This window comes from Variovorax sp. PAMC 28711 (assembly GCF_001577265.1).
In the GTDB taxonomy this organism is placed as follows: domain Bacteria; phylum Pseudomonadota; class Gammaproteobacteria; order Burkholderiales; family Burkholderiaceae_C; genus Variovorax.
Genome location: NZ_CP014517.1, coordinates 1,192,300 through 1,205,961, shown reverse-complemented (window position 1 = coordinate 1,205,961; position 13,662 = coordinate 1,192,300). Strand labels below are relative to the sequence as shown.

Here is a 13,662-nt window from a genome sequence, read left to right as displayed (position 1 = left end):
CTTTTTTAAGCGGCGGGGGTATGAGGAGTGATCACCATGGCCATGATTGGCAAGGTCCTGCGGATGCACCACCGCGAGAAGAAGTCGGTGCGCGAGATCGTGAGGGCGACGAGCCTGTCGCGCAACACGGTGAGGAAGTACCTGCGAACGCCGGTGGCGCAGCCACCGAAGTACCGTCGCCGCCCGGCGGCGACGAAGCTGGCGCCGTTCATCGAAACGATCAAGATGGCGCTGCTGGCCGATGCGCGCCGCCCAAGGAAGGAACGGCGAACTGCCAAGGCACTGCTTCAGCAGATCGCCGCGGCGGGCTACGAAGGCGGCTACACGCAACTGACGGACTTCATTCGTACATGGCGCGCCAGCCAGGGCGGCGTTGCAATCGGCAAGGCATTCGTGCCGTTGACCTTCGAGCTGGGCGAGGCGTTCCAGTTCGACTGGAGCGACGAGTCGCTGGTCATCGGGGGCCTGTACCGCAAGCTGCAGGTGTCGCACATGAAGCTGTGCGCGAGCCGCGCGTTCTGGCTGGTGGCGTACCCGAGCCAGGGCCACGAGATGCTGTTCGATGCGCACACGCGCTCCTTCGCGGCGCTCGGCGGTGTGGCGCGTCGCGGCATCTACGACAACATGAAGACCGCCGTGGACAAGGTGCACAAGGGCAAGGGCCGCACCGTCAACGCGCGCTTCGCGGTGATGTGCGCGCATTACCTGTACGACCCGGACTTCTGCAACGTCGCTTCGGGCTGGGAGAAGGGTGTGGTGGAGAAGAACGTCCAGGACAGCCGCCGGCGCATCTGGATCGACGCGCGTGAGCGGCGCTTCGCCAGCTTCGACGAGCTCAACGCCTGGCTGGGGGAACGCTGCCGGGCGCTGTGGGAAGAAGTCCGGCATCCCGAGCACAAGCAGTTCAGCGTTGCCGAAATGCTCGAGCACGAGCGGGTGCAGTTGATGCCGATGCCGGCCGCGTTCGATGGCTACGTCGAGGAGGTGGCCCGGGTGAGCAGCACCTGCTTGGTGTCGGTAGCGCGCAACCGCTACTCGGTGCCATGCGAGTTGGCCGGGCAGATGGTCAGCACGCACCTGTACCCGACGCGCGTGACGGTGGTCGCTGGCGACGGTGTCGTGGCCGAGCATGAGCGTCTGACGGACAAGAGCAAGACGCGCTACGACTGGCAGCACTATGTGCCGCTGGTGCAGAGGAAGCCAGGCGCGTTGCGCAATGGCGCACCGTTCACCGATCTGCCCGAATCATTGCAGCGGTTGCGTCGTGCACTCTTGCGCGAGAGCGGAGGCGACCGGCTGATGGCCCGGGTGCTGGCCTTGGTGCCGACGGCCGGACTGGAGGCGGTGCTGGTGGCCGTAGAGCTGGCGCTGGACGGTGCACCGCCCTCCGGGCGTGTGAGCGTCGAACACGTCATCAACGTACTCGCGCGTTTGAACTCGGCGCCGCGGCCAGAGAACGTCGAGACGTCGCTGCAGGTGCTGACGCCGCCGATCGCCGACACGGCTCGCTACGACCGGCTGCGCGACTTGAACAAGATAAGGGAGGCCGGTCATGCGTGACGTCATCGCCGAACTCAAGACGCTGCGCCTGCACGGCATGGCGGGAACCTGGGCCGATCTGATGGAGCAGGACAACACCGAGCTGGAGCGTTCGCGCTGGCTGGTCGAGCAGATGCTGCGTGCCGAGACGACCGAGCGCGCCACGCGCTCGGTGACCCACCAGATGAACGCGGCGAAGTTCCCTGTGCACCGGGACCTTGCAGGATTCGACTTCGAGGTCTCGGCGGTCGACCGCAAGCTCGTGCTGCAACTGGCCGAAATGGCCTTCACCGACGAGGCGCACAACGTCGTGTTGGTGGGTGGCCCCGGCACGGGCAAGAGCCATCTGGCGACCGCCATCGGCGTGGCGGGCATCACGCAGCATGGCAAGCGTGTGCGCTTCTACTCGACCGTCGACTTGGTGAACGCACTCGAGCAGGAGAAGGCCCAGGGCAAAGCGGGGCGCATTGCGGCGAGCCTGCTGCGCCTGGACGCGGTGGTGCTCGACGAGATGGGATACCTGCCCTTCAGCCAGGCCGGCGGGGCATTGCTGTTCCACCTGCTCTCAAAGCTGTACGAGCACACCAGCGTCGTGGTGACGACCAACCTGGACTTCGCTGAATGGAGCAGTGTGTTCGTGGATCCAAAGATGACGACAGCATTGCTGGACCGGCTCACGCACCACTGCCACATCGTGGAGACGGGCAATGACAGTTACCGGATCACGCACGCCACTGCCAACTCGAAGAAGCGCATCAAAGCTCGTGAGCAGGAGCGAAAGGCGTCGGCTGGAAACGCCGGTTGAGCAACACCGCAGAAGGGGACAAGGCGCTGCGGGCTTCGCCCTTCGCGCCTTCTTCGTGCAAGCGATCAGTCATCAGAAAGGAAACCGGGAAAGGACGAAGACGGTAGAGTTATGCACAGCCGGCATCCACGATGCCGGCTTCCATCCCCGGGTCAAAGTTCAAACGGCAGGGTGGGTCAAAGTTGAACCGGCGCCGACACTCGATGGCCCTGAGCGGGCCTACGAACACTTCGGAGCGCCGTTTTTGCTGAACACGACAGCGCTGTACCAGAAGATTCGCAACATCCAGTTGCGCTTGCTGCCAAATGGGCAGTTGGTGCCGCACGAAATTTCCAAATACGACCAGAAGATGGTGTTGGAGGCTTTGCACAACTGCATTGCCCACCAGGACTACACGCGCCATGGCCGCATCGTGGTGGTCGAGAAGCCGGACCGGTTGATTTTTGAGAACGAGGGTGGCTTTTTTGAGGGCCAGCCGGACGACTACCGCCTGGGCGAGAGGCTGCCGCGCCGTTACCGCAACGCCTTTTTGGTAGAGGCGATGTCGGGCCTGAACATGATTGACAAAATGGGTTTTGGCATTCATGACATGCATCTGTCGCAGGCCAAGCGCTACTTGCCCATGCCTGACTACGACTTGTCAGATCCCGCTGCGGTTCGGCTCACGATTTATGGCGGCGTGGTGGACCCGGTTTACACCCAGATGCTGATGCTCAATACCGACTTGCCGCTGGCCGATGTGCTGGCGCTGGACCGTGTGCAAAAGAAGTTGGCAATCCCTGACGATGCGGTCGCTCGCCTGAAGCGCAGGGGACTGATTGAGGGTCGAAAACCCAACTTCCATGTGTCGGCTGCCATCGCAAAAGCGACCACCGGCAAGGCGGAGTACATCCGCACGCGGGCGCAGGACGATGAGTTCTATGCCAAGTTGGTGTTGGACTACCTGCGGCAGTTTGGTCAGGCCACTCGCGAGGAGATCAATCGGCTTTTGATGCCCAAGCTCAGCGACGGGCTGGACGAGGTGCAGAAGATCACCAAGATCAGCTACCTGCTTACAAAGCTCAGGCGTAGAGGCGAGGTGGTGAACAAGGGCAGCGATCGCAAGCCGCAGTGGACGCTTGCAGAGAAAACCCTTTGATATGTAGAGAAAAAGTCGGCTGCGCGCCTCCTTTTTCTGACGAAATCTCTTTCAAATCAATAACTTACGATTCTCTGCAGACAACTCGGCGCAGAAAATTGCAGAGAAAACCCATCGCATGAAGCTCAAATTCAAAACTCAGGCCTACCAACTGGCTGCGGTGCAGGCGGTGGTGGACTGCTTCAAGGGCCAGATGGCCGCGCATGGCGGCATCCGCTACCGGCTGGACCTTGGCGCGCAGCCAGCCCGGCCCGCCAGCCCGCAAGCGGCGCTGCCGCTCGACCCGGTCGGTGTGGCCGAACAAGACACGGAAGCGGCGTTCCGCAATGCCGACATCGCCCTGTCCGAGATGGACTTGCTGACGAACATTCAGCAGGTGCAGCGCCAGCAGAACCTGCCGCAGTCCACCGCACTCGTCAAGACCAAGGTGGCCAAGGTGAATCTGGATGTGGAGATGGAGACCGGCACGGGCAAGACTTACTGCTACATCCGCACGATCTTCGAGCTGAACAAGCTGTATGGCTGGAGCAAGTTCATCATCGTCGTGCCCAGCATCGCCATCCGCGAAGGGGTGGCGAAGTCGCTGGAGATCACGGCCGAGCACTTTTTGGAGATCTACCAGAAGAAGGCGCGCTTCTTCATCTACAACTCCAAGCAGCTGCACTACTTGGAGAGCTTCTCATCGGACGCGGGCATCAACGTGATGGTGATCAACGTGCAGGCGTTCAATGCCACCGGGCAGGACGCGCGGCGCATCTATGAAGAGCTGGACGACTTCCAGAGCCGCCGCCCGATCGACGTGATCAGCGCCAACCGGCCGGTGCTGATCCTGGATGAGCCGCAGAAGATGGAGGGCGGCAAGACACTGGACTCGCTGGTCAACTTCAAGCCGCTGATGGTGCTGCGCTACTCGGCCACCCACAAGACGACGCACAACAAAATCCATCGGCTGGACGCACTGGATGCTTACAACCAAAAGCTGGTGAAGAAAATCGCTGTGCGCGGCATCGCGGTCAAAGGCTTGGCCGGCACCAACGCCTATTTGTACCTGCAGTCCATCGACATCTCGACCAAGAAGCCGCCCGAGGCGCGGGTCGAATTCGAGCAGAAGCTGGCCAACGGCGAGATCAAGCGTGTGGTGCGCAAGATCGGCAAGGGCAGCAATCTGTTTGTGCTGTCGGAGGAACTGAACCAGTACCAGGGCTTCGTCGTTTCAGACATCAACGCCAACACCGACACCTTGAGTTTTGCCAACGGCGTGGAGCTGATGGTCGGCGATGCCTACGGTGACGTGAACGAGGCGGTCTTGCGCCGCATCCAGATACGGGAGGCCATCCGCGCGCACTTCGACAAGGAAGAGGCGTTGTTTGCGCAGGGCGTGAAGGTGCTCACGCTGTTCTTCATCGACGAGGTGAGCAAGTACCGCGACTACGCGGCAGCAGACGAAAAGGGTGAGTACGCGCGCATCTTCGAGGAGGAATACAACCAGCAGCTCAACGACGTGCTGGAGCTGGAGGACAGCCCGTACATGCGCTACCTCAAGGGCATTGACGCGGCCCGCACGCACAGCGGCTATTTCTCCATCGACAAGAAGACCAAGCGGCTCACCGATCCGGACATGGAGAAGCGCGGGGAAAACGCGGGTCGGTCCAACGACGTGGACGCGTACGACCTGATCTTGAAGGACAAGGAAGCGCTGCTCTCATGGCCGGCGGTCAATGATGACGAGGTCACGCGCAGCAGGAAGAATGTGCGCTTCATCTTTTCGCATTCGGCCCTGCGCGAGGGTTGGGACAACCCGAACGTCTTTGTGATCTGCGCGCTGAAGCACAGCGACAACACCATCTCCCGTCGACAAGAGGTGGGGCGTGGCCTTCGCCTGTCGGTGAACCAGACGGGCGATCGCATGGACAACCCCGCCACCGTGCACGACGTGAACGTGCTGACCGTGGTGGCGAGCGAGAGCTACAAGGACTTCGTGGCCGCACTGCAGCGGGACATCAGCGATTCGCTGTCGGCGCGGCCCAAGGTGGCTGACAAGGCGTATTTCGCAGGCAAGGTGCTGACCACGGCGGACGGCACGGTGACCGTTTCCGACGACCAGGCGACGGACATCGAGTTCTATCTGATCCAGAACGGCTACGTCGACAAGAAGCGCACCATCACGGCGAAGTATCACGAAGCCAAGGCAGACGGCACGCTCGCGCCACTGCCGGACGAACTGATGCCGCTGGCGGAGCCGGTGTTCAAGCTGATCGACAGCGTGTTCAGCGAAGGCCAGTTGATGGTGCCGGAAGATGGACGCAAGGCCAAGAAGCTGGAGACGAACGCCAACTTCGACAAGCAGGAATTCAAGGCGCTGTGGAACCGCATCAACCGCAAGGCGGCATACAGCGTGTCCTTCGATTCCGCCGAACTGGTGCAGAAGGCCGTGCAGGCCATGGACGACGAACTTCGGGTGACCCCGTTGCAATACACCATCCAGAAGGGTGAGCAGGCGGCACAGGTGACCTATGACGGTCTCAAGGAAGGCGGCGCTTTCGTCCTCAAAGCGACTGAGACCGAGACGAACGCGTATTCCATCCAGTCGGCCGTGAAGTACGACCTGGTGGGCAAACTGGCCGAAGGCACATTGCTGACCCGACGCACCGTGGTCGAGATTCTGAAAGGCATCAACGTCGCTGTGTTCGCACAGTTCAAGACCAATCCGGAGAACTTCATTGCCGAGGCGATCCGTCTGATCAACGAACAGAAGGCCACGGTGATCATCGAGCACCTGGCCTATGACGCCGTGGATGGCCGCTTCGATCTGGACATCTTCACCACCGGCCAGACCAAGCAGGACTTCAGCAAAGCGGGCGAGAAGCTCACGCGCCACATCTACGACTTCGTCCTGACCGATTCCAAGGTCGAGCGCGACTTTGTGACGGAACTGGACACCTGCAAGGAGGTCGTGGTCTACGCCAAGCTGCCGAGGGGTTTTCTGATCCCGACGCCTGTCGGTGACTACAACCCCGACTGGGCCATTTCCTTCCAAGAAGGTGCGGTCAAGCACGTGTACTTCGTCGCTGAGACCAAGGGCTCGATGTCGTCGATGGATTTACGGCCGATCGAAGCCACCAAGATCCAGTGCGCCCGCAAGTTCTTCGAAGAAATCAACCGCAAGTTCGCGCCTGAGAACGTGAAGTACGACGTGGTGGACAGCTTCGGGAAGCTGATGGAACTGGTGAAGTAGCTCGGCGATAGCAACAAGGGACCACAGGCCCGCCGCGTCTTGAACTTCGACGCGCCGCTGCCCGGCATTCGATCGGCGACTTCGGCTGTGCATACCTTCGTGACGGCGTACCCTCAGGCCATGAACCTCGACCGCTTCGACATCGTCCGTTTGCTCCCAACCCGACGCGCTGCCGCCGCAGGCTTGCTTGCGGCGGCAGCGCTGTTGTCGGGCTGCGCCGTCGGCGGCGCGACCACGGCGGATTCCACGGCGAGCGCGGCAAGCGCGACCACGAGCGCAGCGGCGAACGCGTCCGCGGCGCTTGTTCCGTTTTCGTCCGACGAAGGCGTTGCGCGTCTGGCACGCTCTCGTGCCAAGGTGGATTTCGCCACGCTCGCCAACCAGTTCGAACCGCAGTACAACGGTGCGTTCTGCGGGCCGACATCGGCGGCGATCGTGCTCAACACGGTGTACGGGCAGCGCGCCGACCTGCCCCGCGACCACACGCGGTTGCGCAGCAGCGATGTGCAGTTCTTGCCACCGGGCGCCGACCCGATCGTGCCGCGCTTCACGCAGGACAGCGTGATCGACAAGGGCCAAAAGACACGTGCGCAGGTGCTCGGCGAACCGGTCGTCATCGGCGGCAAGCAGGTGCGGGACTTCGGCTACCAGTTGCGGCAGTTCGACGCCATGCTGCGCGGGAACGCGCTCGCCACGCGCGTCGTGGTCGTCGACGATGCGATGCCGGAGCAGGCCATTCGCGGCGACCTGGTCGCCAACCTCGCACGAGGCGGCGACTACGTGGTCGTCAATTACCGGCGCGAAGCCGTCGGGCAAAAGGGCGGCGGGCACATTTCGCCGCTCGGGGCGTACGACGCCGTGTCCGATTCGTTCCTCGTGCTCGATGTCAATCCGGCGGCAGCAGGCTGGGTGTGGATGCCGACGGCCGTGCTGGTCAAGGGCATGCGCACGTTCGACACGGTCGAAAACCGCGGCTACGTGCTCGTTTCCGCGCCGTAGTCGGCCGGTCGCCACTGACCGGACCGAGGGCAAACCTCGACCCGCGCGCCGTCCAGCCTCACTTGCTGTTCTTCCAGCTGCGATGCCGTCGATGGATCGGTGTCGAAGGCGATGCCAAGTGCGCGCGCGACCCGAGGGTCCTCGATCGGAAGCTCCCATGTCAGGAGGACTTGCGTGCAGTCTTTGGCCGGCGCGAAGTCGGCCGTATCGAAGTGCTCGGTGCCGCGCTCGACGACCGCGTGCGGCTGACCGGTATCGAAAATCAGGGCGGTCCCGCGAACCAGTGCAATGCGCTGCCCGGTATTCGGAAAATGCACATCGAGGTTCCTGTCTTCGCTCATGAAGAGATTGCAGAAGGCGGCATCGCCGTACTGCGCAGCGTCGTGGTGATAGCGCGCGCCACGACAGGTCATGAGGGCCACGTCGCTTTCTGCAAGCACCTCTGCCAGTCCGAGCGCGCGGGTCCACGCCGAGACGGCCTGCACGCACCGCGCGTAGTCCGGCCAGCGCGCACGGGCGCGGGCCATGGGCAGGGGTTCGACATCGCCGGGTTCGAGCGCCAGGCGCGACGCGGTCTCGCGCTCCCAATCGGCCACGAGCCGTGAAGGCGGCGCGGGGACATCGAGCACGCTGGAGAGGACGAGGGCGCCGACGCTCCGGCTGCGGATGATGTCGCCGCTCCGGTAATGGGAAACGAGACGGTCTGGCGCGTGCTGCGGCCGGGTGGGAAAGCTCATCGTGGCGCAGTTTAGTCAGGCTTGGAGCGGCGCACTTCGCGGCATACTTGCCGAGGTCATCACTCGCCAGAATCCTCCCCTCCATGGACAAAGAAGTCGAACCCGCGGTGCTCGCGGTCATCAATGAAAAGCGCCTGCTCGGCGACAAGCGCACGCCCGTCGAAATCATCGCCAAGATGGGCGTGTTCGATGCGCGCACGAAAGCCGCCGACTCCGCCTGGCTGGCGACCGGGGACAACGTCATTGCCACCCTCTGGGCCGAGTACGTGAGCCTCAGTGCCGACGGGCACTGGTTTTATCTGGAATCGCTGGATGCACAGCACCGCACCGATGGCGGCGAACGCAGCGCGTTGCAGATCCAGCGCGCCAAGGACCGTCTGGGCCTGCTCAAGCGCACGCTCGACGCGGGCCAGGGCGTCCGGGCCGTGCTGCAGACCAACCGCGTGCCGATCGCCGATCTGGAGACCGACAAGGCCGCCAAGGTGTCGATGCGCATTCCCGATGAGCACGAATGGCACATCGCGAGCTGGGACACCGACCTGAAGATCGCCGTGCTGGTCCGCGGCCCGCGCGGCTGGGCGCCCACCGCCGAAGACATCGAGGCCGCACGTGCGCGGGGCGGCGTACCTGCCCCCGTGGTCGAAAGCGCCGCGGGCGATGCGTCGCCCGAGGCGGTTCAGGCCGCGGCACTGGAGTACCTCACCCGGCATTTCGCGGGCTACGGCTACAAGGCCGCCAACGTGGTCGACCAGAAGCTCGGCTACGACATCGAGGTCGCCGACAAGAAAGGCAACACGCTGCTCAAGCTCGCGGTCAAGGGCACTGCCCGTGGCGTGGCGAGCTTCCAGCTCACCGGCGAGGAGCGCGCGTGCGCCAGCAAGGGCGACCCGTGGCGCCTGGCCGTCGTGTCCGACGCCATCGGCCCCGCCGCGCAGCACAAGCTCTACAAGCCCGACGAGATCGACAAGGCGCCGGGCCTCGCGCTGTAGGCCACAGGCGATGGCACCGCAACCGTCCCTGTTTCTTTCGCTGCCGGAAGGCGCGCCCGATCGCTATGTGCGTTGCCTCAACGCGGGCGGGCGCTGGGCGGTGCACGGCAGCCCGTCGTCGCCGCTGCTGGCGTGGGCACCGGCCGAGGCAGACGCTGCACAGGCCGCCGCCGGGCGTGCCTCCGGGTCGCGCGGCCGCGCGGTCGTCGTCGTGTCACGTTCCCACGTCGAAGAGACCGAGGGCCGCGATTTCCAGTTTTTCACCGAGGCGCTGGAAGCAGCGCTCGTTTCACCCGCGCCGCAGAGCGCGGCCAGGGCGCGTCGGTTGCGCACCGAAGCGGACAAGCTGGAGGCGTTCTGCGTCGTCGTTCGCGCGGCTTCGGCCGCCGCCGACCACGATGCGTTCGCCGAGGTCAGCCGCGCGGCTTCGAAGGCGTTGCGTGCGAAGTTCGGCGGGGGGTCGATCACCTCGGCGTTCGCCTGGCTGGCCGGGCGCACGGGCCAGGAAGCGCTGCAGAGCGTGCTGGCCGGCGATGTCGAACTCGCCGGGTCGCTGTCGATCCAGCAGGTCGTCGAAGCGGCTGACATGGCGCAGAACGCCGAGCAGCTGCGCACGGCAGGCTGACCGCCCGCGCCGGGCGGCTACAAGACCTTGACGGCCCGGCCGATGAACTGGATCGGGCCGGTCGGCCGGTCGATCGGCGAGCCGTTTTCCGGCTCCAGCGTGAGTTCGAACAACTGGTTGGCTTCCAGCGGCGGAAGCTGGTTCAGCGGAACCCGCAGCGTCTGGCCGGGCTTGACCAGGCCGAGCGACACCGGCCCGCGCCACTGGTCGGCCTTGGTCCAGAACTGAAGGGACTTCTGGCTGGGGACCGTCGCGGTGCCCAGCGGCACGAGGCTGAGCTGGCGCGCCGCGTTCGTCTGGATCACGTAGCCCGGCGCCTTGCCTTGCGGTTCGACCAGCACGACCATGAATTCGGGGGAGGGTGGCGGTGCGGCGATGCGCAACGCCAGCACCGAGGCCAGCACGGCGGCGGTGGCGAAACCCGCGCCGGTCATGCCGCGCCACAGGGTGAGGTTGTTCCACCAGTTCGGGCGGGGCGCAGGGCGCTGAACGGGTTTCGCGTCCGAGGTAGCGGCGAGGCTCTGGTCGATGCGTTGCCACAGCGCCGGTGACGGCTCCACGGGAGGCGCCAGCGAGGCGAGCGGCAGCAAGCGCGCTTCCCAGGCCTGCACCGCGTCGCGCAGCGCGGCGTCGTGCGCGAGGCGCGCCTCCACCGCCCGGCGCTCGGCGGCGCTGGACGTGCCGAGCACATAGTCGGCCGCGAGGGCGTCGATGTCTTCGTTCACGACATGCATTCCCGCAGGGTCTTCATGCCGCGTTGAATCCACGCCTTCACGGTACCGAGCGGCGTGCGTGTGCGCTCGGCAATCTCCGAGTGCGAACACCCTTCGACGTACGCGTAGAGGATGCAGTCGCGGCGCGCCGGCTCCAGGCCCGCGAGGCAGCCGTGCAGCCGGCCGAGGTCGGCGCGCAGCTCGAACGGATCGGCCGTCGTCGCATAGGCTGCGAGCGCAGCGTCGTCGTCCAGCGCCGCGCCGGTGTCTTCGTCGACCGTGATTTCGCGCGAGGTGCTGCGCACCATGTTGAGCGCGGCATTACGCACCACGCTGTAGATCCAGCCGCGGCCTTCGCCGCGGGTGGGATCGAAGGTCGCCGCGCGTTGCCAGATGCTCAGGAACGCGTCGTGCAATACGTCTTCTGCACGGTGGTGCGTGCGCACGATGCGCAGCGCCACGCCCAGCAGGAACCGCGCTTCGCGCTCGTAGAGGCGGTGCAGGGCCTGGCGGTCGCCTTGGGCGCAGGCCATCAGTGCGGCGTCGTAGTCGAAGTGGTCGGCAGGCGGCAAGGTCGATCGCGGCGGATGAAAGAGGGCTCGATGGTATTCGAGCCGCGCTTCACCGCCGCGATGCGGCCTCGGTGCCCTCGGTCAGGAGGCCTTCCAGAAGATGTAGTCGGCCTGGTACTTGACCGTCTGCTTCTGGCCCTTGGTGGCGGGCGTGCAAGGCATGGCCGAAGGTGCCACGCCACCCGTGAGTGCGACGCGCTGGATGTAGGTCACGCCGGTCATCGCACCGCTGCCCATGGCCGGATTGGCCTTGACCAGCTGGTAGGGCAGCGAGGTCGGGCTCGATGGCGCGACGGCGAGCTGCGTGGCGGTCAGCTTGGAACCATCCATGGCTTCCCACGTGGCCGGCGGACCGTAGTACTTGCCGACCTGCTTGCCGCTGCGATCCATCAGTTTGGCATCCGGGCCCGCGAAAACCCATTCGGTCTGGCCGGGCGCGTTGGCCTTGTCACGGCATTCGTAGGTGACGTCGCCCATGCCGACAGTTTCCATGGCGACCTTGTTGCCGGGTGGCACCTGGATCGACGCCGGCAGCGACGACTGGTTGAAGCTGGTGCCCATGGCGCCGGAGCCGCCCATGGAGCCGCAGGCGGCGAGCAGTGCGACGGCAGACAGGACGGCCGGAACCGCGACAAGACGTGAAACGTGGGGTGTGCGCATTTGATTTTCTCCAGTGAAAAGGAAGCAGCACATTTGCTGCCACTGGCTCTACACGCCGGATGCGCTGCCGGATGCACCCGTGTCAAAAAAAATCGGCGGCTATCCAGCGGAAGAATGTCACGCGAAGGCGCCATTCGTGTTTTCGGAGCGTGCAACCGTGTCAGGGTTCTCACGGGGTTCAGGCCATTGCCGACAAGAATCGCCGCATGACTACTGCACCTGGCCTCCTCTGCGATAACCAATTGCTCGTGCGTTCCTTCGCCTGGCGCCGGGATGCGACGCACGGCGTGAAGAACGCGCGTGAAAAAGCCCAGGCGCACGAAGCCGAAATCCGGCGCCGTTTTACTGACACGGCGCCGACCGAATGCGGCACGCTCGAAGCGCCGCGCGTCATTCGCCGGTCGGCGTGGCGGCTGTGGTGAACGGCGGCATGTTCGTGGATGGTGCCGGGCGCACGGCTGAGGCAGCGGCTGACAGGCCATTTGATGCGGTGCCGCAAAACTACCTGCCCATGAGCCACTACATCGCCATCCTCATCGTCTCCATCGCTTCGGCCGCAGCCCTCGTGCTCGCGGCGCCGGCGGACGCATCGTCCACCGCATGGGAGCTGCCGCCTTTCGGCGGGGCGACGAAGTGACGGCCTGACGGACCCGGAAATCGGGCGCATCAAGCGCCCCGAAAAAAAGGCGGACACAGTCCGCCTTTTTCATGGGTGCGAGCCGGGTTCAGCGCGGCGGGATAGGCGTTACCGTTTCGTAGATCAGCCCGCCACCCAGCACACTGCCCTCGACAGACGTGCGACCGGCACCTTGCACGCGCGCCTCGCAGGCGGCGCGATCGACCGGCTCTTGCGCAGCGCAACGCGCCATCGCATTGCGCCGGTAGTCCGGCGGATTGGAGAGGTCGCCGCGCGCCGCGGCCTGGCGCGCGGCGCCCGCTTCGCGAATGCAGGCGGCGCGGTCTTGCTGAATGTGCCCGCACACCGCAACTTCCTGCTGGTAAGTGCTGGAATCCGCCGCGCGGCGCGGGCCGGCAGCCGACGCTGCACTCGCACCGACGATGCCGCTGACCGCGATCAGCGCTGCGATGGCGGAACGCTGAATGACTTGCTTCATGGTTGCTCCTCGACGTGTGTCCTGGCGGCGGTTACTTGGCAGGAACCGGGGTGACGGTTTCACGAATGACGCCGCCGCCCATCACGCTGCCGCTGGTCGTCGTGCTGCTGCCGGCGGCACCGCGCAAGCGCGCTTCGCAATCGGCCCGATCGGCCATCGGTTGCAGGTCGCAGCGCGCCATCGCGTTGGCGTTGTTGCCGGCGCGGCCGTCGCTGGTCAGTCCGTTGCGGCCGGCTTCCTGGCGAGCCGCGCCTGCCTCGCGCAGGCACGCGGCCTTGTCCTGTTGCGTGCCGTCGCAGGTCGCGCGCTCGCTTTGCATGCGGGCGGCGGAGCCGGGTGCGCCGGTCGTCTGAGCGAAAGCGGTGGCGGTGCAGATGCCAAAGCCGAGGGCCAGAGCGGTGCGAGTGATCTTGTTCATGGGATTCCTTGAGTTGCCATGCACACTGAGCCACGAGCCCACGGTCGACTGTGGGACGCCGCGGCGTTCCCATCGCTCGGGGCGCGCCGATTCGTGTCGGACGTGTCTGGCAAGCCT

The 13,662-nt window shown here is 64.9% G+C and carries 15 protein-coding genes; 9 read left to right on the top strand and 6 right to left on the bottom strand.

All coding sequences use genetic code 11. The annotated features are described in order from the left end of the window. Positions 1 to 36: 36 nt before the first annotated feature. From istA to AX767_RS06070, 5 genes are all read left to right on the top strand, one after another. Complete coding sequence (gene istA, locus AX767_RS06090) at positions 37 to 1,560, top strand: IS21 family transposase (RefSeq protein WP_068633399.1); 1,524 nt, start codon at positions 37 to 39, stop codon at positions 1,558 to 1,560. Next, positions 1,553 to 2,344, top strand: a complete 792-nt coding sequence (gene istB, locus AX767_RS06085) for an IS21-like element helper ATPase IstB (RefSeq protein ID WP_068629574.1) — start codon at positions 1,553 to 1,555, stop codon at positions 2,342 to 2,344. Before istA ends, istB begins: the two co-directional genes overlap by 8 nt. A 55-nt stretch (positions 2,345 to 2,399) precedes the next feature. After that, on the top strand, positions 2,400 to 3,482 hold the full coding sequence (locus tag AX767_RS06080; protein ID WP_237288566.1) for an ATP-binding protein: 1,083 nt from the start codon (positions 2,400 to 2,402) through the stop codon (positions 3,480 to 3,482). A 118-nt stretch (positions 3,483 to 3,600) separates the two neighbouring features. Continuing rightward, positions 3,601 to 6,717: a type III restriction-modification system endonuclease gene (locus AX767_RS06075; protein ID WP_068629571.1), complete on the top strand. Its 3,117-nt coding sequence runs from the start codon at positions 3,601 to 3,603 to the stop codon at positions 6,715 to 6,717. Between the two features lie 39 nt (positions 6,718 to 6,756). Then, complete coding sequence (locus AX767_RS06070) at positions 6,757 to 7,716, top strand: phytochelatin synthase family protein (RefSeq protein ID WP_156480971.1); 960 nt, start codon at positions 6,757 to 6,759, stop codon at positions 7,714 to 7,716. Here the strand turns inward: AX767_RS06070 and AX767_RS06065 are convergent. Continuing rightward, entirely contained in the window at positions 7,692 to 8,453 is a 762-nt protein-coding gene (locus AX767_RS06065; protein ID WP_068629567.1) for a hypothetical protein, read from the bottom strand. The two genes, AX767_RS06070 and AX767_RS06065, sit on opposite strands and share 25 nt — an antisense overlap. Positions 8,454 to 8,536: 83 nt before the next feature. On the opposite strand from AX767_RS06065, the gene AX767_RS06060 reads away from it, so the two are divergent. Both AX767_RS06060 and AX767_RS06055 read left to right on the top strand, forming a co-directional pair. After that, positions 8,537 to 9,442 (top strand): protein NO VEIN domain-containing protein, encoded by a 906-nt coding sequence (locus tag AX767_RS06060; protein ID WP_068629565.1) that lies wholly within the window; start codon positions 8,537 to 8,539, stop codon positions 9,440 to 9,442. 10 nt (positions 9,443 to 9,452) lie between these two features. Next, positions 9,453 to 10,067 (top strand): hypothetical protein, encoded by a 615-nt coding sequence (locus tag AX767_RS06055; RefSeq protein WP_068629563.1) that lies wholly within the window; start codon positions 9,453 to 9,455, stop codon positions 10,065 to 10,067. Between the two features lie 17 nt (positions 10,068 to 10,084). On the opposite strand, the gene AX767_RS06050 is transcribed toward AX767_RS06055, so the two are convergent. The 3 genes from AX767_RS06050 to AX767_RS06040 form a co-directional block, all read right to left on the bottom strand. After that, entirely contained in the window at positions 10,085 to 10,801 is a 717-nt protein-coding gene (locus tag AX767_RS06050) for an anti-sigma factor (protein ID WP_068629561.1), read from the bottom strand. Next, positions 10,789 to 11,352, bottom strand: coding sequence for a sigma-70 family RNA polymerase sigma factor (locus AX767_RS06045; protein ID WP_068629559.1), 564 nt, complete (start codon positions 11,350 to 11,352; stop codon positions 10,789 to 10,791). The genes AX767_RS06050 and AX767_RS06045 overlap by 13 nt, the downstream gene beginning before the upstream one ends. 81 nt (positions 11,353 to 11,433) lie before the next feature. Continuing rightward, positions 11,434 to 12,012, bottom strand: a complete 579-nt coding sequence (locus AX767_RS06040) for a DUF3455 domain-containing protein (RefSeq protein ID WP_068629557.1) — start codon at positions 12,010 to 12,012, stop codon at positions 11,434 to 11,436. A gap of 206 nt (positions 12,013 to 12,218) precedes the next feature. Here AX767_RS06040 and AX767_RS06035 point away from each other — a divergent pair, with 206 nt between their 5' ends. Together AX767_RS06035 and AX767_RS21525 are read left to right on the top strand one after the other, a co-directional pair. Next, the gene (locus AX767_RS06035; protein ID WP_156480970.1) at positions 12,219 to 12,434 is read left to right on the top strand and encodes a hypothetical protein; all 216 of its coding nucleotides are present in this window, start codon (positions 12,219 to 12,221) and stop codon (positions 12,432 to 12,434) included. After that, on the top strand, positions 12,377 to 12,649 hold the full coding sequence (locus AX767_RS21525; RefSeq protein ID WP_168164806.1) for a hypothetical protein: 273 nt from the start codon (positions 12,377 to 12,379) through the stop codon (positions 12,647 to 12,649). Before AX767_RS06035 ends, AX767_RS21525 begins: the two co-directional genes overlap by 58 nt. Positions 12,650 to 12,737: 88 nt before the next feature. Here the strand turns inward: AX767_RS21525 and AX767_RS06025 are convergent, their stop codons facing one another. Together AX767_RS06025 and AX767_RS06020 are read right to left on the bottom strand one after the other, a co-directional pair. After that, positions 12,738 to 13,127, bottom strand: coding sequence for a hypothetical protein (locus AX767_RS06025; RefSeq protein WP_068629552.1), 390 nt, complete (start codon positions 13,125 to 13,127; stop codon positions 12,738 to 12,740). A gap of 31 nt (positions 13,128 to 13,158) precedes the next feature. Next, the gene (locus AX767_RS06020) at positions 13,159 to 13,545 is read right to left on the bottom strand and encodes a hypothetical protein (RefSeq protein WP_068629549.1); all 387 of its coding nucleotides are present in this window, start codon (positions 13,543 to 13,545) and stop codon (positions 13,159 to 13,161) included. Positions 13,546 to 13,662: the final 117 nt, after the last annotated feature.